Below are 25,814 nucleotides of genomic sequence, written 5' to 3' on the forward strand. Positions count from 1 at the left end.
TCTGCGGCCAGGCGCGGGGGCGTGTCTTGTCAACAGCAAAACCATCCGGTACGCCCCGTTCATGACAGTTACCGTCCGTTTCGCCCCGTCACCAACCGGCCGCATTCATATCGGCAATGCGCGCACTGCGCTGTTCAATTGGCTGTTCGCCATGAACAACAAGGGCCGCTTCATCCAGCGCTTCGATGACACCGACGTCGCGCGCTCGACGCAGGAATTCTCCGACGCCATCCTCTACGACCTGCATTGGCTGGGCATCTTTCCCGACGCCACGGAATACCAGTCACGGCGCTTCGAGATCTACGATGCGGCGATGGAGAAATTGAAGGCAGCGCGCCTTCTCTATGCTTGTTACGAGACACCCGAAGAGCTCGATCTCAGGCGCAAGGTGCGCCGCACGCGCGGCCTGCCGCCGGTCTACGGCCGCGAAGCGTTGACGCTGACGCCTGAGCAGATCGCCGAATACCAGTCCGATGGCCGCCGGCCGCACTGGCGCTTTCTGCTGCCCAATTTCACCAGCGACCCCTTGCAGCCGGAGCGCACGGAAATCCACTGGAACGATCTGGTGCGCGGCGAGGAAACCGTCGACCTCGCCTCGCTTTCCGACCCGGTTCTAATGCGCGAGGACGGGACCTATCTCTATACTCTGCCTTCGGTGGTCGACGACATCGAGATGGGCGTCAGCCACGTTATCCGTGGCGACGACCACGTCACCAACACCGGTGTGCAGATCGCCCTGTTCCAGGCATTGGGTGCCGAGCCGCCGGTGTTCGGCCACCACAATCTGTTGACCACCGCATCGGGCGAGGGCCTGTCGAAGCGGAGCGGCGCGCTCTCCATCGAGAGCTTGCGCGAGACCGGCATCGAACCGATGGCCGTCGCCTCGCTGGCCGTGCTTGTCGGCACCTCGGAAAACGTCGTGGCGGTGCCCGATATGACCGAGCTTGCCCGGCGCTTCGATCCGGCCGCGACCTCGAAATCCGCCGCGAAATTCGACCCGGACGAGCTCTTCGTGCTCAACCGCACGCTGCTGCATCATATGCCGTTTTCAGAGGCGCGCGACCGGCTGATCGTGCTCGGCATTTCCGGCGAACAGGCCGAGCCGTTCTGGCTGGCGGTGCGCGGCAATCTCGACAGGCTGGCCGATGCCGCAATCTGGTGGCGCACACTTCGCGACGGCCCGCAGGAGCAGCCGGACTTTTCCGACGTCGACCGCGATTTCCTTCGCCAGGCGTTCGACCTTTTGCCGGAAGACCCCTGGAACGGGTCGGTGTGGAAGGAGTGGACGGGCAGGATCAGGGAAGCGACCGGCCGCAAGGGCAAGGCGCTGTTCATGCCGCTCAGGTTGGCGCTTACGGGGCAGCCTTCGGGACCGGAGCTTGCAGATCTGTTGCCGCTGCTGGGTCGGGAAGGAACGTTGGCCCGACGACCCTGACCTTGCGCTGTCCCGGCGGCGGCAAAGTCGTCGGCGAGGGTTTGACGGCGAGGCGCTTGATGACGTCGCGGTCGAGCCCGCCTTCGACATTGGCCAATGTCTCGGGGTCGGCGCCTGGATCGGGTTTGGCGACAGGCAATGGTGTGGTCTCTACATCGGGGTCAGTCTGTTCCGGGCTTGGCGGGTTGCCGGCAATGATCTCGAAATTTCGTGCTGCGTTGCAGCCGCAGGCCGGCGAGGGAGAGGTTTCGGGCTGCTTGTAGAGATAGGCAGTCGGCAGTTCGCTATAGGGCCTGCCGGTTACCGAAGACGTCATGTCAGCCGAGTTGTCGCCTATGCCGCGCGCATAAAACACCTGCATCTCGGTGCCGGGGCAACTCGAATCGCAGTTCTTCTGATCGCGCTCGAAATCGCCCAGCGAGGCGGCATTCGACATCGGGAAGAAATAGCCGTCGCAGGTGCGCACACACATTGTGCGGAATTCGTCGCCGAGGCGCGGCAGGTCCATGCCGTCGGGCTGATTGATCATGGCGCGGACACCGCGTTCTTCGTCGGGATCGCTCGGTTCGTCCAGCGCATCGGGCTGATTTCTGGCGTCGCCCAAAAGCCGATCGAGCAGATTTCCATTGCCATTCTCACGGTTCGCCTCCAGGACAGGCGCACGTTCCGAAGGCACGATGCTGTCGCGACAGCCATTGGCGTCGAGCGAAGCCAATATGCGCGCGCGATCGCGGCGCGAGCCGCCGTCGGCGAGCTGCGCGCGCTTGATCTGCAGGGCATCGAGATTGGCGATCATGCGGTCGAGCGTGGCCTCGAGTGCGCCGCAAGCGTTGCGATTGCGGCCGAGCAGCAAAAAGTCGCAGCCGGCGCTGTCGGACTGGCGGCTTGCCTTTGAAATCTGCTCGCGCTGTCGCACGATCGCGTCGTCGTATTTCCTGAGCAGGGCCGGCTTGCCGCCACCGCGCGAAGCGGCCGCGAGATCGGCTTCCAGCTGGCGGCAAACACCGGAGGCGGCCTGCGGCTGAGTGACGGCAAGGCCTGATAACGCCAGTGCACCGAGCAGCGCCGCGGCACGCGTCAGCTTCCACCCTCCGCCCGTCATTCGCCGTGAACTCCGTTTAACCGCCCGTCGCGAAAGCTACCGCTTTGCGGTTATTTGTTAGCTTACCGCGAAAGGCCGTTTTAGCCCAGATTTACGACCGCCTGCGCCTTATGGGCCGCTTCGACCACGGCGAGCGCCGTCATGTTGACGACACCGCGTGACGTCACCGACGGCGTCAATATATGCGCCGGCCTGTCGGTGCCGAGCAGGATCGGCCCGACATGCAGCGCGTCCATCATCGCGCGCAGCGCGGTGAGCGTGATGTTCGCCGAATCGAGATTGGGGAACACCAGCAGATTGGCTTCGCCCTTCAGCCGCGAATGCGGATAGACGCGCTGGCGCAGTTGCTCCGACAGAGCCGAGTCGGCATGCATCTCGCCGTCGCATTGCAGGTCTGGCGCAATGCGCGCCAGGATCGCCGCTGCCTGCCGCATCTTGAGCGCGCTTGGCGAATCGCGTGAGCCGAAATCCGAATGCGACAGCAGGGCGGCCTTGGGCTCGATGCCGAAGCGCTGGATTTCTTCGGCAGCCAGCACCGTCATTTCGGCGATCTCCTCGGCCGTCGGATCGACGGTAACATGGGTGTCGGTGAGGAAAATGATGCCGCGCTGCGAGATCAGCATGGAAAGCGTCGACAGGTCATGATCCTTGATACCGGCGCGCGGGCCGATGATCAGGGTGACATTGCGCAAATGCCGCTCGAAACGTCCTTCCAGTCCGCAGACCATGGCGTCGGCGTCGCCACGCTTGAGGGCAAGTGCTGCGATCACGGTGTTGTCGGTACGCACCATGGTGCGCGCGGCCTCCGTCGTGACGCCACGCCGGCCGGCGAGTTCGATCAAAAGGTCGACATAGTGGCGATAACGGGGGTCGTCCTCGGGATTGATCAGGCCGAAATCGACGCCCGGCTTGATGCGCAGTCCGTAGCGTTTCAGCCTGACTTCGATGACATGCGGGCGGCCGATCAGGATCGGCTCGGCGATGCCTTCCTCCAGCACCACCTGGGCGGCGCGCAGCACGCGCTCGTCCTCGCCGTCGGCATAGATGACGCGCTTGGCGCTCGACGTCTTGGCCATCGTGAACACCGGTTTCATGACCAGGCCGGAGCGGAAGACGAAGCGGTTCAGCGTGTCGATATAGACCGTCATGTCGGTGATCGGCCGTGTCGCGACACCGGTGTCGCAGGCGGCCTTGGCGACGGCCGGAGCGATGCGCAGGATCAGCCTGGGATCGAAGGGCGAGGGGATCAGGAAATCAGGCCCGAAGATCGGCGTTTCGCCGGAATAGGCGCGGGCGGCGACATCGGACGGTTCCTCGCGGGCAAGGGCTGCGATCGCCCGCACCGCGGCCATCTTCATCTCTTCGTTGATGGCGCTGGCGCCGCAGTCCAGTGCGCCACGGAAAATATAAGGAAAACAAAGTACGTTGTTGACCTGATTGGGAAAATCGGAGCGGCCGGTGCAGATCATCGCGTCGGGTCGCGCCGCCCGTGCTGCTTCCGGCATGATCTCGGGGTTGGGGTTGGCCAGCGCCAGGATCAGCGGTTTTGGCGCCATATGCTGGAGCAATTCCGGTTTCAGCACGCCGGCGGCCGAAAGACCCAGGAACACGTCGGCGCCCGGCAGCACATCGGCCAGCGTGCGCGCCTCGGTGTCCTTCACATAGGGGTCCTTCCAGCGGTCCATCTCGTCGACGCGGCCCTTGTAGGCGACGCCGAAACGGTCGGTGACCCAGATGTTTTCGACGCGCGCGCCAAGCAAAACCAGCAAGTTGAGGCAGGCAAGGGCCGCAGCTCCTGCGCCGGAGGTGACGATCTTGATGTCGGAGATGGTCTTGCCGGCAAATTCCAGCCCGTTGAGAACGGCCGCGGCGACAATGATCGCGGTGCCGTGCTGGTCGTCGTGGAAGACCGGTATGGCCATGCGGGCCTTGAGCCGTTCCTCGACCTCGAAGCATTCGGGCGCCTTGATGTCTTCGAGGTTGATGCCGCCGAAGGTCGGCTCCAGCGCCGAGATCGTCTCGACCATGCGCTCGATGTCAGGCGCGTCGATCTCGATATCGAAGACGTCGATGCCGGCGAATTTCTTGAACAGCACAGCCTTGCCTTCCATTACCGGCTTGGAGGCCAGCGGACCGATATTGCCCAAGCCGAGCACCGCCGAACCATTCGAGACGACGCCAACCAGATTGGCGCGCGCCGTGTAGTCGGCGGCCGCCGCCGGATTGTCGCGGATTTCCAGACAGGGCGCCGCGACGCCGGGCGAATAGGCAAGCGCCAGGTCGCGCTGGTTGCCGAGCGGCTTTGTTGCCTGGATTTCAAGCTTTCCAGGCCGTGGATGCTTGTGGAAATAAAGTGCGGCTTCGTCGAGGTCCGACCGGGCTGCTTTTTTGTTTTCGCCTTCCATGCGGGCCTCCCTGCGATCCTGCCTTGAAGCCCTTTTAGCATGCAGCGTTGGATTTTCACGATGCCAAATGACGCAACCGCCAATTAGGCGCAAGAATCGTCAAAAACTCATCTATGTCAGACTGTTGCGCTGAAATCCTCACCTGCCTTGCCACTGCCGGGCTGATGTCATGGGAGCGCATTGCGCGACCGGGTTATGTCCGATCGCCGGCGGTCAAGTCACGTCTGGCCGACCGTCAAGCAGTTTCCAGACGCTACCGACAATGGTCGGCCGTGGCCGCCGTTTCGCGATCACGGCAAGTGGCCAGGCGGGCAGGGATGCGTCGGCGATCGCTGCATACCGGACGCCCTGAAACACAAGGCGCTGTGTCGATCGTGGCAGCAGGGCCGCGCCCAAGCCTGTGGACACGAGCGATAGCATGGTCAGTGCCCGCGTTGCCTCCTGGACGATCCGCACGTCGAGGCCAGCCTTGGTGAAAGTGTCCACGATGCGGGCATGGAGCGCCGGGCCTTGTGCAGCCGGAAACATGATGAGCCCGTGGCGGGCGATGTCCGCCAGCGTCACCCCGTGCGTCTGCCGGTCGTCAGGCAGAACGGCGATAAGATCTTCAGCAGGATAGTCATGGACGTCGAGACGTTCGTCGGTCCCGAGCGGTGGATGCACGAAACCGATGTCGATCTCACTCAGCGACAACGCCGCAATCTGCTCACTGGTGGACATCTCGATCAAACGCGTCATCGATAAGATATCGAATAGCTGGCAGTCTTTGCGGAACGCAATTGCGACCGGAGATATCATGTCCCATTTCACCGTTTTCCCCCTCGTGCTCACAGCAGCCATGATGGCCGCCGCTCCAGCACTGGCAGGCACTCGCCTCTGACGAGACGGCGTCGACCCGCCAGCCGCCGAGTTTCCGGTCACCGAGCGGCGCTATGGCCGACAGTTTCGAACTCGCGTTCGATCGCCGGCAATGGTCGGCGGCGGCCCTCACAATGCCAGTGCTCGCCATCCGCTCCGGACGGGATTTCTGGAGCCGGCCACAGGACGCGAAGACAATCGTGGACGAAGCACCAAAAGCGGAACGTCTGGACATCCCGGAAGCCACGCACTTCGTGCATCTCGACCGCGAGGCCGCAGGACGCGGTGTGTTCCTCGACGCTGTGAAGCGGTTTCTCGATCGGCCGGAGGAATGACCATGACGGGAAGTTCGTATGTCTTGCGGGAGCAGCAGCCGCAAGGGTGTCCGGTCGACCGCCTCCAGGCTTTCCGGCTACCGTCCACCCGACAGCTACTCACCGCGCGGGTTGCGGGGCTGCGCCTATCTCCGCCGCGCCACATCTCGACTCTCCCGTCTCCGCCAATTCCCTGCGCGTACAAACGTCAGACTTCACTAGACCGGCGCCGTTTCCTTGGATGCACACGCTTTTTTGTCATCGATGAGCGCACCCATCGCAGCGAGGTGCTCGGTGAAGCCGTCAACGAACCGCCTGACCTTCAATGGTATGAAGCGGTTCGACGGATAGACCGCATGCACGTGGTGCGGTGCGTAGTGCCAGTCAGGCAGCACATATTCGAGCCGCTCTTGCGCGACGAGCGGGTCGAGTATCACCTTGTGGCCGAGGCCGATGCCGATGCCAGACAGCAGTGCCTGCTGGTTAAGGAGCGAATTGTTGGAGCGCATGGCCGGCCGAATCCGCACCTCGGCCTTTTGGCCGCCTGGGCCGGTGAGCGGAACGATCTCGCGCGTCGTGATGTGGGCGTAAAGCAGGTAGTCATGCTCGGCAAGATCCTCAGGTCGCCGCGGCCTGCCCATCCGGTCGAGATAGTCCGGCGTTGCCGCGAGGCGTCGCTCCATCACACCCAGCTTGCGCACGATCAGCCGATCGTCATCGATGGTCCCCATGCGGATCACAACGTCGAGCCGCTCTGCGATTACGTCGACGAAACTGTCGGTCAGTGCCACGTCGAGCATCAGTTCCGGATAGGCCCGCTTGAACTCGATCAGATAGTTGCCGAGCACACCTGCGCCGAAGCTGGCCGGCGCGCCGACTGCAAGACGTCCGCACATCTTTGATTCGAGACAACCGACGCTGCGGTCCGCCTCCTCGAGGCGCTCGACGATGTCGCGGGCACGCTCCAGATAGCGTCGGCCGGCTTCCGTCGGAGAAACATACCGCGTCGTACGGTCAAATAGCCGGACGCCGAGGCGCTTTTCCAATGCGCGGATCTGCTGGCTGACGGCCGGCTGGCTCAAGCCCAGCTCGCGCGCTGCCGCCGAGAAGCTGCTGGTCTCGAAGGCGCGTATGAAGCTGGTCAGCTCGGTCAGGCGGTCCATGATAGCAACTCCCCGTCGTGATTAATAAGCAAAGGTAATAGCTTATATACGATATAGGCAAGTTCAAAAAGCTGAACCTATGAAGTAGACCCGTCTTGCTCTGACTCGGAGCCCCTACGATCCCCCAACCGGAGATGATGCCATGACGCGTTCCCGCCGACATTTTCTCGCCAGTGCCGGCCTAGCCGGCGGCGCCCTTCTAGCCGGCGCCTCCGTTCCGGCACTGGCCCGTGCGCCGCTGGCTCACGCCCCGACCCTTGGCGCGTTGCACCGCAAGGTGGGTTCGATCGAGGTCACGGCGCTGCTGGACGGCTATATCGACATTGGTTCCGAGTTGGTCATCGGGCTCGCTGAGGCCGATGCGGAGCGGCTGGCTGCGGCCAGCTTCCAGAAGCCCGGACCGCGCCGCGCACCGGTCAATGCCTATCTCATCAATCTGGGCGACCGTCTGGTGCTCGTCGACGCCGGTACGTCGGACAGCATGGGCCCGTCACTCGGCCGACTTCCGGCCGCTATCGAGGCGGCCGGCGTCTCTCCGGACCAGATCGACACATTGCTGATTACCCACATGCATCCCGACCATATCAACGGCGTGCTGACTCCCGCCGGCCAGGCGCTGTTTCCCAATGCCGAGCTCGTCGTCACCGCCACCGACTACGCCTTCTGGCACGACGACGCGAACATGAACCAGGCGCCGGACGAGGCGAAGCCGTTCTTCATCGGGGCACGCAAGGCTGCCGCCGCTTATGCGGACCGCCTGCGGCAAGTGGACGGCGAGCGCGAGGCGCTCAGCTCGATCCGCACCGTGCCGCTGCCCGGCCACACTCCGGGCCATGCCGGATTCATCGTGGAATCGGACGGCGAGGCGCTGTTCATCTGGGGCGATGTCGTGCACATGGCGACCTACCAGTTCGCGCGCCCCGACTGGAGCATCGCGTTCGATGTCGATTCCAAACTGGCCGCCGAAACGCGCAAGCGGACGCTCGATCGGGTCGCTGCCGACCGGATGCTGATCGCCGGAATGCATTTGCCGTTCCCCGGTTTCGGACACGTCGCGCGCGACGGCCAAGCCTATCGCTTCGTGCCGGCCGAATGGCCCTATGAACTGTAGTGGCGGCCAGCGCGGGAAGGGGCGGCGTTCCCAGCAGGTACCAGGCGTTAGGTATTAGAACGCGCTGACATAGGCGCCGCCGTCGACCGGTATGTTCTGCCCGGTCAGGTAGCCGGCATGAACCGAGCACAGGAAGGCGCAGATCTGGCCGAATTCCTCCGGCGTGCCGAGCCGCTTGGCCGGAACGTTGGCTGCTGCCTGGGTCTTGCGCACGGCGGCAGCAGCCGGATCTTCGGGGGTGCCGGCTTCATGCGGAGGGCGCAGCCTGTCGGTGTCGATCTTGCCCGGCAGCATGTTGTTGATCGTCACATTGCGGTCGATCACCGTCCGCGCGACGCCGGCCAGGAACGAAGTCAGGCCGGCGCGCGCGCCGGACGACAGATCGAGGCCGGGAATGGGAACATAGACCGACAGCGAGGTGATGTTGACGATGCGGCCGAAGCCGCGTTCGGCCATGCCGTCGATGACAGCCTGAACCAGCTCGACCGGGGTCACCATGTTCTGGGTGACGCCTTCGAGGATTTTTTCGCGGTCGAGTTCGCGGAAATCGCGAAGCGGCGGACCGCCATTGTTGTTGACGAGGATATCGGGATCGGGACAGGCGGCAAGCAGCGCCTTCTGCACCTCGGGCTTCGACACGTCGCCGACGATTTCGGTCACCTCGACGCCAAATCTTTCGCGCAGTTCGGCGGCGGTCTTCGCCAATTGGTCGGCATTGCGCCCGTTGACGACCAGATCACAGCCGGCCTCGGCCAGCGCCATGGCGCAACCGCGCCCAAGTCCCTTGCTCGAAGCACAGACGATGGCCTTTTTTCCGCGAATACCGAGATCCATGGCGATTTCTCCTCTGATTGGCGCGGCAACCTACTCTTGAGGCTGGACCAATCGCAACCGTCATACGGTTGTTGCATGAATCGGGGCATAGGCTGCACGAGAGCAACGGTGAGAATCCAATGCCTGGCGCAGAGCCCCGCACTTTCCGCAGCATGTTCATCTCCGACGTCCATCTCGGATCGAAGGCGGCGAAGGCCGAGTTCCTGATCGATTTCCTGCGCCATCACGACGCCGATATCATCTATCTCGTCGGCGACATCGTCGACGGCTGGCGGCTGAGACGGAACTGGCACTGGCCGCAGAGCCACAACGACGTCGTCCAGAAATTGCTGCGTAAGGCGCGCAAGGGCGCCAGCATCACCTACATCGCCGGCAATCACGACGAGTTCGCGCGCCAGTTCCAAGGCGTGCATTTCGGCGGCATCGTCGTCGCCGACCGCGCCATTCACGAGACCGCCGACGGCAAACGTCTTCTTGTTATCCATGGCGACCAGTTCGACACTGTCGTCCACAATGCGCGCTGGCTGGCCTATCTTGGCGACTATGCCTACGACGCGGCCATGCTCGTCAACCGCGTGGTGACGCGGCTTCGCCAACTGCTTGGCCTGCCTTATTGGTCGTTTTCGTCCTGGGCCAAGGTCAACGTCAAAAAGGCGGTGAATTTCATCGGCTCGTTCCAAACCATGCTGACCGAGGAAGCGCGCCGCTCGCATGTCGACGGCGTGATCTGCGGGCACATCCACCATGCCGCGATCGAAAATTATGAGGACGTGCAATACATCAACACCGGCGATTGGGTGGAGAGCTGCACCGCGGTGGTCGAGCATTTCGACGGCCGGATGGAGATCCTGCACTGGGCGCACGTCCTGCCGGAGGCTCCGGTCGGCAGCGAAGTGCTGGTGCCGATCGACATCAAGGGCAGGGCAGTCCAGGCTGCCTGACCAAACCCGACCTCACCTCGCTTTAATCGATTAGTCCAAGCGGTTCCGCCGACTTTTTCAGCATGTTATGGATTTGGCGTGCGCTGCAGGCCGACTCGGCTGAACGCTGCGCCGACGGATTGCCTGTTGATGTCCTCCCTGCCGCCGCTTTCACCCGAACAACTCGTCAAGCCGCGTCATTTCGAACTGCGCATGGGCCTGATTTTCTTCACGCTTTTCGTGCCGCTCGGAATGCATTTGCCATATTTCCCGCTGTGGTTGCAGGCAGAGGGTTTCGATGCCGAGCAGATAGCGGTCATTCTCGCAGCACCAATGTTCCTGCGCGTGGTGACGACGCCATTGCTTACAGCACTGGCCGACAGGGCGAGCGACCGCGCCCATGTCTATGTCGCGCTGGTGGCCGCATCTGTGGCTGCGTCCGCCGGTTATTTCCTGACGCCGACCTACGCCATGGTGCTCACCGTTTCGCTGGCGCTCACCGTGGTCTGGACACCGCATTCGCCGATTGCCGATTCGCTGGCGCTATCGGGTGTGCGCCGCTTCGGCTCCAACTACGCAAGCATGCGCAAATGGGGATCGATCTCCTATCTGTGCGCAAATCTTGCGGGCGGTTTCATCCTGTCGGCGACCGGCGCCCCGGCTGTTCCGATGATCATCTTCGTGGCGTTTGGCGCCGCGCTTGCCGTCGGATTGATCGCGCCGCGGCTCGGCCGTCCGCGCCGTGCCTCGCCGCTTTCGGCGGCCGACATCCAGCAATCGGCGCCAAAACTCCTCAACGCCTATTTCCTGTATTTCTCCATCGGCGTCGGCGTCATCACCGCCAGCCATGCGTTTTTCTACGGCTTCGTCTCGATCTACTGGAAATCGATCGGCATCGGCGATCAGGTTGTCGGGTTGCTTTGGGGCTGGGGTGTGGTGGCCGAGATCGGCATGTTCATGGTCTTTACCCGGGTTTTCGGCTCCTTCTCGGTCGTGTCGATCATGGTGATGGCCGGGATAGGCGCGATCATGCGCTGGATTGCCTTTCCCATGATCTGGCCGCTCGGCCTTGGCATCGCCGGATTCTTCGCTGTCCAGACGCTTCATGCGGTCTCCGTGGCGCTGGTTTTGATCGGCCTGCAGAAAATGATCGGTGAGACGGTCGCGGAGGAACGCACCGGGGCCGCGCAAGGCATCGCCTATTTCTCCAACGGCTTTTTCACGGCCGTGGTGACGCTCATGTCCGGGCCTCTGTATGACCGCTTCGGCGTGGATGGTTTTTTTGCCATGGTTCCGATCGCCTTGGTCGGCCTTGTACTGATCGGGCTTGCCGCGCGTTCAGCCCCACAGCGCCGGATCGGGCGGTGACACCAGTGAACCTTGGTAGACGAGACCGGGAGCACGGTCGCGGGCAAGCAGCAGCGGCCCGTCGAGATCGACGAAATCGGCATCCTGCGCCAAGAGCACGGCCGGCGCCATGGCCAATGACGTGCCGACCATGCAGCCGACCATGACGCCAAAACCCAGTTCGCGGGCGCGATCGCGAAGGACGAGGGCAGCGGTCAAGCCGCCCGACTTGTCGAGCTTGATGTTGACGGCATCGTAAAGGCCGACAAGCGAGGCAAGGCCCCCTGCCTCATGCACACTTTCATCGGCGCAGATCGGCACCGGGTGCGCGATGTGGCGAAGGATGCCGTCACGGCCCGCCGGCAGCGGCTGTTCAATCAGAGCGATGCCGTATTCGGCAGCAAAGGCGAGATTTGCAACGATGTTGTCGTCGCTCCAGCCCTCATTAGCGTCAAGGATGATGCGGCTCGCCGGTGCCGCCTCTCTGACCGCGCGGATACGGGCCATATCGTTGTCGCCGCCGATCTTGACCTTGAGCAGCGGGCGCTGGGCGTTGGCGCGGGCCTGGGCTGCCATCGCTTCGGGCTCACCGAGCGACAGAGTGTAGGCCGTCTCAAGCGCCCTCGGCGGAGCCGTGCAGATGCTGAAAGCGACCGGCTTGCCTGTGATCTTCGCCTCCAGGTCCCATAGCGCGCAGTCGACGGCGTTGCGCGCCGCGCCCGCCGGCATAGCGTCGAGCACCGCGGCCCGGCTGATGCCGCCTTGAATCTGCTCCCGCATCGCCTCGATCGCATCGCGCACACCGTCCATCGTTTCGCCATAGCGCTTATAGGGAACGCATTCGCCGCGCCCGCTATGGTTGGCCTGGCTGATCGTCACTGTGATAACCTCGGCCTCGGTCTTCGAACCGCGCGAAATGGTGAAGGTCCCGGCGATGGGAAAGTGCTCGGACTCGACCGAAATGACACGCGCCATATTTTTCTGCTCCGGCTGTGCGACAACAAGCTTGTCGGCAAATCGACAGGTGGGTTCCGTCAGGTTAAACAGATGGCCCGTCAGACTAAACAGGACGCCATGTTGACGATCCGCAAACGCTTCGCAAGCGGCAAGACCGCCAAGGAGGCCGACCACCAGCCACGCGTCGCGGTCGGTGAGGAGGGCGGCGTTCTCGGCTGCGCCTTCTCCGGAAACTGGACGACGCGCACCGTGACGCTGGTCGACGCCGAGATGCGCAAGATCGAGAAGCGCAGCGGCTTCCAGACGCTGGCGATCGACCTTTCGCGTATCGAGAAGATGGATACCGCCGGGGCCTGGGTGATCGACCGTCTGGTTAGCGCCTTCGAAAAGAAGGGTGTGGAAATCACGGTGCAGGGGCAAAGCGAGATTGCCTCGATGCTGCTCGGCGCCGTCGGTGACGCGGTTCGACGCGAACCTGATTCCGGCACCGCTAGGCCGCCGAATATCATCATTCGCGGGCTCGAGGCGGTTGGCCGGCGCGTCTATGAGATGCGTGACGATTTCCTGGCCGCGATGAACATACTGGGCGCCACGATACGCGGCTCGCAGATGAAGCTTGGCCGCGGCCATGCGGTCAATCCGGCGGCGATCTTCAACCAGATGGACCGCATGGGCGTCGGCGCCATCCCGGTGGTCGTGCTGATGTCGGCCATCGTCGGGGCGATCGTCGCTCAGCAAGGCGCCTATCAGCTCAGCTATTTCGGCGCCGATATCTTCGTCGTCGACCTGGTCGGCGTGCTGATCCTGCGCGAGCTCGGCGTGCTGATGACCGCGATCATGATCGCCGGCCGATCGGGCAGCGCCATTACGGCTGAAATCGGCTCGATGAAAATGCGCGAGGAGGTCGACGCGCTGAAGGTCATCGGGCTCAATCCAATCGGCGTGCTGGTGTTTCCGCGGCTGGTCGCGCTGGTGATCGCACTGCCTTGCCTGACGATCATCGCCAATTTCGCCGCACTTGGCGGCGGCATCGCGGCGGCATGGCTCTATTCCGATATCGCACCGGCCGCCTTCATCGACCGGCTGCGTGTCGCCATCGATCTCAGCACCATCTTTGCCGGGCTGATCAAGGCGCCGTTCATGGCCATGATCATCGGCACGATCGCCTCGGTCGAAGGCATGAAGGTTGGCGGCAGCGCCGAATCGCTGGGACAACACGTGACCGCTTCGGTGGTGAAGTCGATCTTCGTGGTCATCATCCTCGATGGGCTTTTCGCCATGTTCTACGCGGCGATCGAGTTCTGACATGGCGACGCAGGGCAGCACAAAGGCGACTGGGGCTGCGGAAGGGGCCGACGAAGACGAGATCGTGCTTTCCGCGCGCGACATCACCGTGTCCTTCGGCGACAAGGTCATTCTCGACAGATTGTCGCTCGATATCAGGCGCGGCGAGATCCTCGGCTTTGTCGGCGCCTCTGGTGCCGGCAAGTCGGTTCTCCTGCGCACCATCCTCGGCCTGGTGCACAAGCAGTCGGGAACGATCAAGCTGTTCGGCGTCGATGTCGAAAAGGCGAGCGAGAGGGAGCGTCTTCGCATCGACATGCGCCTTGGCGTCCTCTTTCAGCACGGCGCGCTGTTTTCGGCGCTCACGGTTCTCGAAAACGTGCAGGTGCCGATGCGCGAATATCTCGACCTGCCGAAAAAGCTGATGGACGAGCTGGCGATGCTCAAGGTCGAACTGGTCGGGTTGCCGCCGGATGCGGCGCAGAAATTCCCGTCCGAGCTTTCCGGCGGCATGATCAAGCGTGCGGCGCTGGCGCGCGCACTGGCGCTCGACCCCGACATCGTGTTCCTGGACGAGCCGACATCCGGCCTCGATCCGATCAGCGCGGCTGAGTTCGACGAACTCGTCGTCAAGCTGCGCGATACCATGGATCTGACCGTGTACATGGTCACGCACGATCTCGACACGCTGTTCACCGCTTGTGATCGGGTGGCCGTGCTCGGCAACAAGAAAGTGCTGGTCGAAGGCACGATCGACGACATGCTCAGAAGCGAGGAACCCTGGGTGAAATCCTATTTTCGCGGAAAACGTGCGCGGCAACTTGATCTTGCGGCCCGCGCGTAGCCATAAGTGGATAAATGGAAACCAGAGCCAACTACGTCATTGTCGGCATTTTCACGCTAGCTGCGATCCTGGCAGCATTCGCGTTCGTCTATTGGACGGCCGCGATCGGCGAGAGGGGTGAGACGGCGATGCTGCGGGTGCGCATTCCGGGATCAGCTTCCGGTCTCGGCCGCGGCAGTTTCGTGCTGTTCAACGGCGTCAGGGTTGGGGATGTAAGGCGAGTCTATATTGACCTCGCCAATCCGACCGCCGCCATAGCCGAAGCCGAAATAGGCCGCACGACGCCGATCACCAAATCGACGCAGGCCGATATCGGCCTTGCTACCCTCACCGGTCAGGCCAATATCGAACTCAGGGGCGCCGACCTCAAGGAGGTCAACCTTCTCGACCAGGCGGAGGCGGAGGGCCGCGTCGCCGAGATCGTCGCCAACCCGTCGGCGGTCACCAACCTGTTGCAGACGGCGCAGAACATCTTTACCCGCGCCGATACGGTTCTCACCCAGCTCGAAGGCTTCACCAGGGACGTTCGCGGGCCGCTGACGCAGACCGTCAACAATGTGCAGACCTTCTCCGACGCGCTGGCCAAGAACTCCGACGGCATCGACAAATTCCTCGCCAGCGTCAGTTCGCTGTCGGACGAATTGAGGGGCGTCTCGGGCAAGCTCGACGGTACGCTGAAGGCGGCGGAAGGGCTGCTCAACGCCGTCGACAAGGATCAGATCAAGAGCATCGTCGCCAATGTCGATACGGTGACCGAGAACCTGAAGGAAACCAGCAAGCAGTTCGACACGGTCGTCAGGAATGTCGACACAGCGGTGGGATCGATCAACGATTTCGCCCAACGGACGCAAGGCACGCTGGCCAAGGTCGACGGCGTTCTCGACGGCATCGACCCGGCACAGGTTCGCACCGCGCTGGCCAACATCCAGAAGGCCAGCGAAAACGCCAACGAGGCTGCCGCCGACGTCGCCAAGGTGACCAGCAAATTCGCCAACCGGGCCGACGATATCGACCAGACGATCAAGGACGCGCAGCAACTGGCGGAGCGTCTCAACGACGCTTCGGTGCGCGTCGACGGCATCCTCGCCAAGGTCGATACATTGCTCGGCTCAGGTCAGGCCGACGGCATGATAGCCGATGCCAGGAATACGCTGAAATCGTTCAGGCAGGTCGCCGACACGCTGAACGCCCGCCTCGGCACCATCACCGACAATCTGGCGCGATTCTCCGGTCAGGGCCTGCAGGACGTCGAGGCGCTGGTCCAGGACAGCCGCCGTTCGATCAGTCGCATCGAAGAGGCGGTGACGGATCTCAGCCGCAATCCGCAGCGGATCCTGTCAGGCGGCGAAGGCGAGGTTCGGCAATTCGACGGCAGGGCGCGGCGTTGACTTCGGCTTTCGCCCGCCCCAAGAACAGCAGGCAAGTGCACTGCGGAAGCGGATTGCTCATACGATTCGGGGGACAACGGGGATCGCGTGTGAAGTCGGTGGTGCTTAAATTGGGCGGGGTCAAATCGGGCGGGCTCAAAGCGGGTGTGGCATTGCTTACGCTTTCGCTAGCCGGTTGCGCGTTTTTGCCGGGCGGCGGGCCGGCGCCCCTGGACACATTCGAACTGTCGGCGCCGCCGCTCGATGCGCGCGGCCGCAGCCGCCGCCAGATCCTCATTGCCCAACCCTCCGCGCTCAAGGCGCTGGACAGCCAGAACATCGTTATCAAGCCGTCTGTGCGTTCGATCCAGTACCTCAAGGGCGCGCAATGGGCCGATCGGCTGCCGCTGATCGTGCAGGCGCGGCTGGCCGAGACATTCCAGCGCTCGGGCAGCTTCGCCGGTGTCGGCAAGCCGGGCGAGGGGCTGGCGATCGACTATCAGGTGATCGTCGAAGTCCGTTCCTTCGAAGTCCGGGTCGACGGCGGCGAACATGCCGAGGTCGAGCTGTTCGTGCGGATACTGAACGACCGCAATGGCGAGGTGCGCGCCTCGAAGAGCTTTACCGCGACCGCGCCCGTCTCCGGCGGCGGGAACCAGGCCTATGTCGGCGCGCTCGACCGCGCATTCGGCGATGCCGCCAAGGACATCGTCCGCTGGACCGATTCGGTGATCTGACACAGCCGGAACTGCCGGGCGCAGCTTAGGATCAAACTCAATCATCTGGCTGCCGCCAATGGCCGAGACGGGTGGGGAACTGCCGTCCGTTTCGACGACTGGAACGAGCAGGGAGCGCCAATTACCGACCTTCCCGGCGCTTCTCCAAAGCCGCCCTTCGCGCTACAGCTTTGAATCGACCCCCTTTCGGACGTAGACAGCGACTTGCATGAAGGTCTGATTTGGCTACGGCCAGCGGCTTTGTGGGCGATGGAAAGCCGCAACGTTCGCCTGCTTCGCCGCGGAGACGCTGCGTGTTCCGCCGGGGACATAGCGCCAGCAAGCAAGCTCCGGATCCGCTGCCTTGCCTCCCGCAGCGACGACGCCCAGAGCTCCAGCGTCTCGATCGAAACGCCCGTCATCCATGATCTCCGAATCATGGCGACCCATCGATTCAGCAACCAGAAAAGAACGCAGCTGCAACGCTAGGACGCGTCGGTGGAGAATTTGTGTATCGTAGTCGACTTCAGCGTTTCGCCCGGGTTCAGCACCGTCGTTGGAAATGACGGCTTGTTCGGCGAATCCGGGAAGTGCTGCGTCTCAAGGCAGAAGCCGTCGGTCTGGCGGTATTGCTGACCGGCCGCGCCGACGAGCGTCGAATCGAGGAAGTTGCCGCTGTAGAACTGGACGCCGGGCTCGGTGGTCGAGATCTCCATGATCCGGCCCGAGCGCGGCTCGTAGACTCGGGCGGCGAGCGAAAGTCCACCACCCGACCGGTTCAGCACGAAGTTGTGATCGTATCCGCGGCCATAGGCCATCTGTGGGTCGTTCGAGCGGATGCGTGCGCCGATCGGCGCCCCTTGGCGGAAGTCGAACGGCGTGGCGGTCACGGAGGCGAGCTGCCCGGTCGGGATCAAGGTCGCATCGACCGGCGTGTAGCGATCGGCGTTGATCGTGAGGATGTGATCGTCGATCCCACCCGTGCCGTCGCCGGCGAGATTGAAGTAGGAATGACTCGTGAGATTGACCACGGTTGGTTTGTCGGTCGTCGCCTCGTAGTCGATGCGCAGCTCGTTGTCGTTGGTGAGGCTATAGACGACCTGGACCGTGAGCGTGCCGGGATAGCCTTCCTCGCCATCCTTGCTCGTGTAGTTGAGCCGCGCTGCGGCGCCGCTGACGCTGCTCAGCGGCTCGACCGCCCAGACGACCTTGTCGAAGCCTTTCGTGCCGCCGTGCAGGCTGTTCGGCCCGTTATTGGCGGCGAGTTGGTATTGCGTGCCGTCGAGCGTGAACTTCGCGCCGCCGATGCGATTGCCGTAGCGCCCGATCAAGGCGCCGAAATAGGGGTTCATGGATTCGTAGTCGGCGAGTTCCTTGAAGCCGAGCACGACGTTGTCGAGCTTGCCCCAGCGGTCGGGCACATTGATCGCCGTGATGATACCGCCATAGGCGATGAACTTGACGGACGCGCCCCTGTCGTTGGTGAGCGTGTAGAGATCGACGGCTTTGCCGTCCTGCGTGTTTCCGAATGGGGTCTTGTCCACAGAGCCGGCGCCGGCGCTCGTTCCCGTCAGCAGCACGCCCATGCCGAGCACGGCCGCGCCGAGCACTGACCTATGCCAGATACGCGACCTGTTTGGTTCGATCGGCGTCATGGTTTCCTCCCTCGATAGGCCTCTTCGCCGGCGACTTCTGACGAGCCGCCTGAAAGACCAATTCTAAACTCATCGGGCTATCAAGGTAAGCGCGTCCTGGTAGAGATTGTACAATAGCACCGTGCTTGTTGCGTGCGCTTTCCTTGTGTGTACATGCTGCCGCCAGTACCCCGGTGCAGCGAAAGTGGGTTCAATCGTCGCTCACACTCACCCATTGTGTCAGCCTTCCCCACAATGGCTGGTGGGTCGGCCTGCACATCGTCCTTTTCGAGGCTTGCTCAGCGTTCACTCACGTTGCGGCCTGCACACTCGCGCGGTCACCTACGTGACCACTATCCGAAGGCTTCAGACATTTTGTCTCCTCCATGCCTGCTCCGGTTGCTTCCGGCTGGAGCATCTTGCCGGGTGGGACTTGCACCCACTGGAAAGCGCCGCCTTGTCACGGCGCACGCCAATTCCGGTCATTCGGCGGGCTTCTCCATTGCCGACATTCGCTCAACCGCAGGATTCGACCCTTCTCTGCCCTACCGCTGCAGAGCCTGAAGGGGAAGTCCTGACCCACTCCGGACCATCCTGAGGTTGGGACACGTGGCTGACGGAGCGATTGTTCCCACCGCCAACGACGGAAGAAACCGCTTTGGCAAGTTCAGCGCGCCAGTGGGTTCGAAGTCCCGAAAACGGACCTTCCTTCGAATGACGCCGTCCTTCCATTGGACCGCAACAGACCTTTGCAGTGACCGCTTCGCGGATCCTGTTCCTGTTGAAGGCGGCACTCTCGTGAAGCGTCGCCACATGACCGTCTCAGTGGTATCATGAACCAGCACGGTCGCGGTGTCGGGCAGTCGGATGGTGCATGTCGCGTCAATCGCCTGGGCTTCATCCGGCGGATCTCCTGAGGGAGAGACAGCCATGGCAACTGCAAGAGCGGAGCGGCGGCTGGCCGCGATCCTGGCCGCTGACGTCGTCGGCTATTCCCGCCTCGTCGAACATGACGAGGCTGGGACGTTGTCGGCCCTGAAGGTTCTGCGCCGGGAGGTGATCGATCCGCTGCTGGCCGAGCATCAGGGCCGTATTGTCAAGCTGATGGGCGACGGTGCGCTCGTGGAGTTCGGCTCGGTCGTCGATGCCGTCGCGTGCGCGGTCGCCATCCAGAAGGGCGTTGCCGAGAACCAGGCCGATATCCCAACGGAGCGACGCATCATCTTCCGGATCGGCGTCAATCTCGGTGATGTGATCCACGAGGTTGATGGGGATCTCTACGGCGATGGCGTCAACATCGCGGCCCGCCTCCAGACCTTGGCGGATCCAGGCGGCATTTGCATTTCCGGCACGGCGTACGATCACCTCCAGGGCAAGCTTGACTGCGACTACGAGTACCTCGGCGAACGCGCGCTCAAGAACATGGAGCGGCCGGTGCGACTGTACCGCCCCCTTCTGGAAGGGACGACCGCACGAACGGCATCGCCCAGGCCCGCACTTCCGGACCGACCATCCATTGCGGTGCTGCCGTTCAACGCCATGAGCGCCGACCCGGAGCAGGACTTCTTCAGCGATGGGCTCACCGAGGACATCACCTCCGCGCTATCCAAGCTCAAGGGCTTCTTCGTGATCGCCCGCAACACGATGTTCACCTACAAGGGAAAGCCCGGGGATGTGCGCGCCATCGGGCGCGAACTCGGGATCCGCTATGTTCTCGAGGGGGGTGTCCGCAAGTCCGGCAACCGCGTGAGGGTGACCGCGCAGCTCATCGATGCGGCCTCCGAAGCCCATCTCTGGGCCGAGAGGTACGACGGCGACCTCGGCGACATCTTCGTCATTCAGGACGAAATCACTGCAAGCGTCGTCGGTCGCATCGGGCCGGAACTCCTGGCGGCAGAGCATGCCCGCGAAAGCCCCAAGCCGCATCATGGCCTTGATGCCTGGGAATGTGTCGTGCGGGCGGTGTTCCTGTGTTCCCAGTTGTCTGAGGAGAGCAGCCGGAAGATGCTCCCCCTGCTCGATCGGGCAATCGGACTGGCTCCCGATTATGCCCAGGCGCTCGCCATGAAAGGTTGGATTACGATGTGGCGCGCGTTCCAGGGGTGGGAGGACATGGGATACGCCTTGGCCCTTGCCAGGGATATCGTCCAACAAGCCATTGCCGCGGACGATAAGGAACCGTGGGCTTACCTTGCGCAGGCGATGATAGCCTTTGCGACGCGTGACAATGTCCTGGCGATGGCAGCGATCAGCCAGGCTGTCGCGATCAACCCCAACTCCGCGTTTGCACACGGCCAGTTGGGACTTGCGCATGCCAACGGGGGCCGCGCGGCGGACGCCATTCCTTGCATCGACTACGCCCTCAGACTGAGCCCGCGCGAGGCTTTTCTCGGCGACTTTCAGTTCTACTACGCCATGGCTTACTTCCAGGGCGCGAATTACGAGCTTGGATTGAGTTATGCACGGGAGGCGCATCGCTTGCGGTCCGGCCACGCGGTTCCGCTGGTCATCGGCACGGCCTGTGCCGGACTTCTGGACAACCAGGAGGCTGCCACGGACTTGCTCGGACGGCTCAAGTCGCTAGTCCCTGACATCTCACGGGACGCGGTCGGAGCAACATCTTCTTTCGTCCGCGCCGAGGATCGGGCGCGCCTGATCGAGGGACTTGCCCGTGCCGGCCTGAATTGACGGGTTGGATTGACCTCGAGAACCGATCGCTTACCGGTGAGGAGCGTTCCTGGCAGCATGTCGCGACGACTTTCGGAATTGTGCTGCGTGAAAGCCCATCTCGCGGCCGCCGCAACAAAGCTGCCAACACGAAGGTCGCTCCAGCAATCGCCGAAACGCTCCCCGTGATTGGCTCATCGCGAGTAAGGGCGTCCAGACGCTGGAAGGCGGCTCAAGTCTGGTGGCGTTTGCTACCGAATGCCGGACCGATGCAGCGGCGATCTAGTCACACGGAGCGGCACGTTTCACTGTGGCATCCGCGAAATGAACTTGTGAACCAAGAACGTCCGTTCATGGCACAACCTGCTTGTCCCGATGAGCGAGGCGAACGACGGCCTTCCACCCAACCGCGACGTAGAACGCTCCGTGGCTGTACGGCAGAGCCGAATCCTTTGGCCGGCTCGGTCGCGCCAACTGCCGACCTTCCCGGCGCTTCTCCATAGCTGCTGTTCGCGCTACGGCTTGCATCGACCCATCCAGTCATCAAGATGGCGGGTGTTATGCTTTTGCGGTAGCCCAATGTCATCACTTCCGGTTGCCCCTCGAAAGAGGCCTCGAAGATTGGCGTGCCGGCTGGCACGATGACGGATTGTCCCGTTGAAACTGTTCTCGTTCATCATCCAACCACAGCTCGGCTTGGCCTTCCAGAACGGCCAGACTTCCTCGACGGAATGGCTGTGAGTACGTGTGCCACCTCCCGGTGCGACTATGCAGAGCGCGGCTGCCTCGGCTGAAGGTTAGGATCAATAATCTGCATGATCCCCTCCGTTGGCAGAGTAGCACGGCGCGTGGATCGTTCGGCGGGACGCTTCTTGCCTTTGGTCCTTTAGGCATTGATGAACTCGACTCCATGCTTGGCGGCAATGTCCCTGAAAGTCGCCGCCCCCTGCCTTGACGGATTGCCACTATCGACCTGCGAATTGACCACATCTGCGATAAACGCTTCAAATGCCCCAGCAGGCGAACTGATCCCTATTTGCCGCCCTTCGCCCGGGCCGACATTCTTGATGGCGTGCGGTGTTCCAGCAGGGGCAAACATCATCTCCCCTGAGCCAAGAACGCGAACCTCGTCGCCGACCTGGCATTCGTATCGACCTTCGATGATCATATGCCACTCGTCATAATCATGGCGATGGAGGCCGGCACCAGAGCCGGGCGGACTCGTCGATTCCCACACGCTATAGTCCCCCAAAGCCTCGACGGGCTTGAAGGCCATCTTAACTTGCCCAAGCTGGCGGCGGTGGGCACAATGTTGCGGGCAGTGCGGTCTGTGATGACGGGCTCGTCATAGACTTTTCCGGCATGAAGCGCATTGAAGTCGACCCCGAGCGCCGAAGCGCGCGTGCCGAGCCGGGACTACTCTGGGGCGACTTCGACAGCGCAACGCAGGCGTTCGGCCTTGCCACCACCGGCGGCATCGTCACGCATACGGGGATCGCTGGACTCACACTGGGTGGCGGCATCGGCTGGCTGATGCGCAGGCACGGACTGACCTGTGACAACCTCGCTGCAGCCGACGTTGTGACCGCCGACGGCGGATCCTGCCGCGCGAGCGGGCGCGAGAATACCGATCTTCTTTGGGGGCTGAGAGGCGGAGGCGGCAACTTCGGCATCGTCACCGGCTTCGAGTATCGTCTCCATCCAGTCGGGCCACAAGTGCTCGCAGGCGTGGTGCTGCATGCCGCTGAACGGGCGCCCGAAGTGCTCCGTATCTATCGCGACTACATCGCCACTGCGCCGGACGATTTGACGACGATCGTCAATCTCCGAAAGGCGCCGCCGGCGCCGTACCTGCCCTCGGATCTCCACGGTCGCCCTGTCGTCGTCATCGCCGTCTGTTACGCGGGCTCGCTCGATGACGGAGAGCGCGTTCTCGCGCCGCTGCGGCGTTTCGGCGAGCCCCTCATCGACTTGATCAGGGCGACCCCGTACACCAGCCACCAGGGCATGTTCGATGCGAGCGTGCCCCATGGTCTGCACTACTACTGGAAAGCCGATTATCTCGGGCCGCTCGACGACGCGAAGCTCGACGCGCTGATTGGGCACGCCTGGCAGGCGCCGTCGCCGATGTCCTACACCATCCTGTTCCACCTGGGTGGCGCTATCCGTCGAATTGATGGCTCAGCGACAGCTTTCGAGGATCGCAACGCCGAACACGCCTTGAATATCAATGCGGTGTGGTCCGATCCGCAAACCACCGAAGGTCATGTCGCATGGGCCCGAACCTTCTGGGAAGCAATGCATCCACTATCGACGGGTGGCGTCTACGTAAATTTCCTCGGCGCAGAGGGGCAGGAGCGGGTGCGGGCCGCCTACGGTCCCGACAAGTATCTCCGGCTCATGGCGCTGAAGAGGAAATATGACCCGACCAACCTGTTCCGTCTCAACCAAAACATTCCGCCTGTGCCCGAGCGGCCATGATCGGCCGAACTCTGGCGAATGGTTGCGCCAGATGACGGAGGCAGCGATGGGCAAGCTTTATGGACACATAACCGATCGGCTCGAGGCCTTCATCGAACGGCAGCATGTCTTTTTCGTTGCCACTGCTCCCTTGGAGGAAGGTGGCCACGTCAACGTGTCGCCCAAGGGCCAGGATACCTTCGCCATCCTTGATCCCCATACCGTCGCTTATTTGGACTTCTCGGGAAGCGGCGCCGAGACCATCGCTCACGTCAAGCAAAACCGGCGGATCACCATTATGTTCTGCGCCTTCGAAGGGCCGCCGTTCATTTTGCGCCTCTACGGCCGGGGCGAGGTGTTGGAACCCGACAATCCAGACTTCGCGGCGATCAACAAGCGCTTCGGCCGCAAGCTCGGCGTGCGCTCCGTCATTCGCGTCGGTCTTACGCGCATCCAGGATTCCTGTGGCTTCGGTGTGCCCCTCTACAAATTCGTGAAACCGCGGGACACGCTTCTGAGGTGGGCCGAGAAGAAAGGCGAGCGGGAGATCGTCAAGTTCAAGCACGAGCACAATGTGCGGAGCATCGATGGCCTGGTCGCTCTTGAGGTCTTCGACCGACCGCAGTGACTGCGAATCCTGCGGCAAGAACGATGGGGCGCCGGAGTTGACTCGTCGCGGTCTCCCCCGATTGATGTCCGCCTCGTGGCGCGAAGCGGCCGTTCGCAGCCGCGCCATACGGCAAACTTCCACCCGATTGCGACGCTGGTTCTTCGAATGGGTTCCAATTCGCCCGCCGCTGGCAGGCTTGTTCGCGCCAATAGCCGAAGTTCCTGAGATCGAGCATCATGACCACATCGCCGCGAGCCGGCTGAGGGGAGGCGGATATGATGAGGATATGATAATCTAAAGTGGTGGCTATGCCTGTCGCGCTGGCGCTATTTAGGGAGGTCAAACCAAATGAGCGGTGGGCTGCAATTTGACGAAGAGACCAGCCGAAAGGTCGAGGCGCTCTATCTAACTCCGGACGTGGCCGCACAGCGGTGCCAAGTGTTAAAGGCTCTGCAGCTGAGGGAGGGTGAACGGGTTCTCGATATCGGTTCCGGCCCCGGACTCCTGGCCTATGACATGGCAGCTTCAGTCGGGCGTGAGGGCCGTGTGTGCGGCATTGATATCAGCGAAGACATGCTAGCCATGTCGAGAAAGCGCTGCGCCGACCTGCCTTGGACCGAATACCAGCGGGCAAATGCAACCAACCTACCGTATCCGGATGGTAGTTTCGATGCCGCAGTATCGACTCAGGTCTACGAATATGTTGCGGATATTCCGGCAGCCCTTGCGGAGCTTTATCGGGTAACGTGTCCGGGCGGTCGCGTGGTCGTTCTGGACACGGATTACAGGTCGTTGGTGATTCACACGGAGGACGAGGCGCGCATGGGGCGGGTGTTATCGGCCTGGGAAGAACATTTCGTACACGCCGGGCTACCCCGCATCTTGTCAGGGCACCTCCGCGACGCCGGTTTCACGATCCGACAGCGCAACGTGATCCCGATGTTCAATCCCGAATACCACGATAACACCTACGGCAAGCGTGCGCTGGGTATCATGGCGTCGTTTGCGGTCGGACGCAGAGGCGTGTCCCAGGAGGAAGCAAACGCCTGGCTTGCTGAATTCGCCGAGCTTGGCAAGCAGGGGAAGTTCTTCTTCAGCCTCAATCGTTACCTCTTTGTTGCCGACAAAGTTGCGGCTGCGTGACTGGGACAGTTCAAGCTGAACTCGGTGGAAGGGCAGAGAAGGGTCGAAAGCGGTCGCAGAGAGCCCTACATGAAGGTCTGCGGCCCCGGTTCCAAAAACCTCAGAACTTGTGTCGGATTGGTCAAGACCGGTTCGTCCTTGGGCATGGAACGACATCACAAGGATAAATGATATGCCCAGTACCGTACGCCTGCACCGCGTTCTGGCAACCAGCCCAGAAAAAGTCTATCGCGCATTCGTTGAGGCGGACGCGCTCGCGAAATGGCTACCGCCCAACGGCTTTACCTGCACGGTTTATCATCTGGAACCCAAAGTCGGCGGCACATTCAAAATGTCGTTCCGCAACTTCACAACGGACAAAAGCCATTCGTTTGGCGGCGAATATGTCGAGCTCGTTCCGGGCGAACGCCTGCGCTATACGGACAAGTTCGACGATCCTAACTTGTCCGGTGAGATGCAGGTGACGGTGATATTGAAGAAAGTATCAGTCGGCACGGAACTGGATATCACGCAGGCAGGTGTTCCGGACGCCATTCCAGCTGAGGCTTGTTATCTCGGTTGGCAGGAGTCGCTGCGAAACCTGGCAAGGCTCGTCGAACCGGAGATCAATCAATAGAGCATCATCCCCGAGGACGCGGGACGG

Annotated in this window: 21 protein-coding genes and 2 pseudogenes; 15 read left to right on the forward strand and 8 right to left on the reverse strand. The window is 62.4% G+C overall.

The genetic code is table 11. The features are described 5' to 3' along the window. The first annotated feature begins 61 nt into the window (after positions 1-61). On the forward strand, positions 62-1,435 hold the full coding sequence (gltX, locus tag AC0NIE_RS20495; RefSeq protein WP_473487291.1) for a glutamate--tRNA ligase: 1,374 nt from the start codon (positions 62-64) through the stop codon (positions 1,433-1,435). Here gltX and AC0NIE_RS20500 read toward each other — a convergent pair. From AC0NIE_RS20500 to AC0NIE_RS20510, 3 genes are all read right to left on the reverse strand, one after another. Then, positions 1,353-2,537 (reverse strand): DUF2865 domain-containing protein, encoded by a 1,185-nt coding sequence (locus AC0NIE_RS20500; RefSeq protein ID WP_473487292.1) that lies wholly within the window; start codon positions 2,535-2,537, stop codon positions 1,353-1,355. The genes gltX and AC0NIE_RS20500 overlap by 83 nt on opposite strands. An 80-nt stretch (positions 2,538-2,617) precedes the next feature. Further along, positions 2,618-4,942, reverse strand: a complete 2,325-nt coding sequence (locus tag AC0NIE_RS20505) for an NADP-dependent malic enzyme (RefSeq protein ID WP_473487293.1) — start codon at positions 4,940-4,942, stop codon at positions 2,618-2,620. Between the two features lie 213 nt (positions 4,943-5,155). Beyond that, entirely contained in the window at positions 5,156-5,812 is a 657-nt protein-coding gene (locus tag AC0NIE_RS20510; protein ID WP_473487294.1) for a LysR family substrate-binding domain-containing protein, read from the reverse strand. Here AC0NIE_RS20510 and AC0NIE_RS20515 point away from each other — a divergent pair. Beyond that, positions 5,809-6,135: pseudogene (locus AC0NIE_RS20515) on the forward strand (alpha/beta fold hydrolase); the annotation flags it as partial. The gene AC0NIE_RS20510 and the pseudogene AC0NIE_RS20515 overlap by 4 nt on opposite strands. A gap of 197 nt (positions 6,136-6,332) precedes the next feature. Here the strand turns inward: AC0NIE_RS20515 and AC0NIE_RS20520 are convergent. Next, on the reverse strand, positions 6,333-7,277 hold the full coding sequence (locus tag AC0NIE_RS20520; protein ID WP_473487295.1) for a LysR family transcriptional regulator: 945 nt from the start codon (positions 7,275-7,277) through the stop codon (positions 6,333-6,335). 142 nt (positions 7,278-7,419) lie between these two features. Here AC0NIE_RS20520 and AC0NIE_RS20525 point away from each other — a divergent pair, with 142 nt between their 5' ends. Beyond that, positions 7,420-8,388 (forward strand): MBL fold metallo-hydrolase, encoded by a 969-nt coding sequence (locus AC0NIE_RS20525; protein ID WP_473487296.1) that lies wholly within the window; start codon positions 7,420-7,422, stop codon positions 8,386-8,388. 54 nt (positions 8,389-8,442) lie between these two features. On the opposite strand, the gene AC0NIE_RS20530 is transcribed toward AC0NIE_RS20525, so the two are convergent. Further along, positions 8,443-9,222: an SDR family oxidoreductase gene (locus AC0NIE_RS20530; RefSeq protein ID WP_095491981.1), complete on the reverse strand. Its 780-nt coding sequence runs from the start codon at positions 9,220-9,222 to the stop codon at positions 8,443-8,445. Between the two features lie 119 nt (positions 9,223-9,341). Here AC0NIE_RS20530 and AC0NIE_RS20535 point away from each other — a divergent pair, with 119 nt between their 5' ends. Continuing rightward, positions 9,342-10,163: a UDP-2,3-diacylglucosamine diphosphatase gene (locus AC0NIE_RS20535; RefSeq protein WP_123145761.1), complete on the forward strand. Its 822-nt coding sequence runs from the start codon at positions 9,342-9,344 to the stop codon at positions 10,161-10,163. A 129-nt stretch (positions 10,164-10,292) separates the two neighbouring features. Next, entirely contained in the window at positions 10,293-11,510 is a 1,218-nt protein-coding gene (locus AC0NIE_RS20540; protein WP_473487297.1) for an MFS transporter, read from the forward strand. On the opposite strand, the gene dgcA is transcribed toward AC0NIE_RS20540, so the two are convergent. Then, positions 11,481-12,464 carry an N-acetyl-D-Glu racemase DgcA gene (dgcA, locus tag AC0NIE_RS20545; protein ID WP_473487298.1) on the reverse strand — a complete coding sequence of 328 codons (984 nt, stop codon included), beginning with the start codon at positions 12,462-12,464 and terminating at the stop codon, positions 11,481-11,483. The genes AC0NIE_RS20540 and dgcA overlap by 30 nt on opposite strands. A gap of 99 nt (positions 12,465-12,563) precedes the next feature. On the opposite strand from dgcA, the gene AC0NIE_RS20550 reads away from it, so the two are divergent. The 4 genes from AC0NIE_RS20550 to AC0NIE_RS20565 all read left to right on the forward strand — a co-directional run bounded on the left by AC0NIE_RS20550 (position 12,564) and on the right by AC0NIE_RS20565 (position 16,678). After that, positions 12,564-13,751, forward strand: coding sequence for an MlaE family ABC transporter permease (locus AC0NIE_RS20550; protein ID WP_473487304.1), 1,188 nt, complete (start codon positions 12,564-12,566; stop codon positions 13,749-13,751). A gap of 1 nt (position 13,752) precedes the next feature. After that, complete coding sequence (locus AC0NIE_RS20555; RefSeq protein ID WP_473487299.1) at positions 13,753-14,574, forward strand: ABC transporter ATP-binding protein; 822 nt, start codon at positions 13,753-13,755, stop codon at positions 14,572-14,574. A 14-nt stretch (positions 14,575-14,588) separates the two neighbouring features. After that, positions 14,589-15,962, forward strand: a complete 1,374-nt coding sequence (locus AC0NIE_RS20560) for an MlaD family protein (protein ID WP_473487300.1) — start codon at positions 14,589-14,591, stop codon at positions 15,960-15,962. 110 nt (positions 15,963-16,072) lie between these two features. Continuing rightward, the gene (locus tag AC0NIE_RS20565; RefSeq protein WP_425294063.1) at positions 16,073-16,678 is read left to right on the forward strand and encodes an ABC-type transport auxiliary lipoprotein family protein; all 606 of its coding nucleotides are present in this window, start codon (positions 16,073-16,075) and stop codon (positions 16,676-16,678) included. A gap of 464 nt (positions 16,679-17,142) precedes the next feature. On the opposite strand, the gene AC0NIE_RS20570 is transcribed toward AC0NIE_RS20565, so the two are convergent. Beyond that, entirely contained in the window at positions 17,143-18,312 is a 1,170-nt protein-coding gene (locus tag AC0NIE_RS20570) for an aldose epimerase family protein (protein WP_473487301.1), read from the reverse strand. A gap of 846 nt (positions 18,313-19,158) precedes the next feature. Here AC0NIE_RS20570 and AC0NIE_RS20575 point away from each other — a divergent pair. After that, positions 19,159-20,979 carry an adenylate/guanylate cyclase domain-containing protein gene (locus AC0NIE_RS20575; RefSeq protein ID WP_473489997.1) on the forward strand — a complete coding sequence of 607 codons (1,821 nt, stop codon included), beginning with the start codon at positions 19,159-19,161 and terminating at the stop codon, positions 20,977-20,979. An 865-nt stretch (positions 20,980-21,844) separates the two neighbouring features. Here AC0NIE_RS20575 and AC0NIE_RS20580 read toward each other — a convergent pair. Then, on the reverse strand, positions 21,845-22,234 hold the full coding sequence (locus AC0NIE_RS20580; RefSeq protein WP_473489998.1) for a cupin domain-containing protein: 390 nt from the start codon (positions 22,232-22,234) through the stop codon (positions 21,845-21,847). Positions 22,235-22,266: 32 nt separating this feature from the next. On the opposite strand from AC0NIE_RS20580, the pseudogene AC0NIE_RS20585 reads away from it, so the two are divergent. From AC0NIE_RS20585 to AC0NIE_RS20605, 5 genes and pseudogenes are all read left to right on the forward strand, one after another. Then, a pseudogene (locus AC0NIE_RS20585) lies at positions 22,267-22,545 on the forward strand (FAD-binding oxidoreductase); the annotation flags it as partial. 711 nt (positions 22,546-23,256) lie between these two features. Next, entirely contained in the window at positions 23,257-23,439 is a 183-nt protein-coding gene (locus AC0NIE_RS20590) for a BBE domain-containing protein (RefSeq protein WP_473490001.1), read from the forward strand. 46 nt (positions 23,440-23,485) lie between these two features. Then, on the forward strand, positions 23,486-24,046 hold the full coding sequence (locus AC0NIE_RS20595) for a pyridoxamine 5'-phosphate oxidase family protein (RefSeq protein WP_473489999.1): 561 nt from the start codon (positions 23,486-23,488) through the stop codon (positions 24,044-24,046). A 330-nt stretch (positions 24,047-24,376) separates the two neighbouring features. Then, positions 24,377-25,171, forward strand: a complete 795-nt coding sequence (locus AC0NIE_RS20600; RefSeq protein ID WP_473530225.1) for a methyltransferase domain-containing protein — start codon at positions 24,377-24,379, stop codon at positions 25,169-25,171. A gap of 172 nt (positions 25,172-25,343) precedes the next feature. Further along, positions 25,344-25,787 (forward strand): SRPBCC family protein, encoded by a 444-nt coding sequence (locus tag AC0NIE_RS20605; protein WP_473487095.1) that lies wholly within the window; start codon positions 25,344-25,346, stop codon positions 25,785-25,787. Positions 25,788-25,814 lie beyond the last annotated feature (27 nt).

Source organism: Mesorhizobium sp. WSM4842, assembly GCF_055901575.1.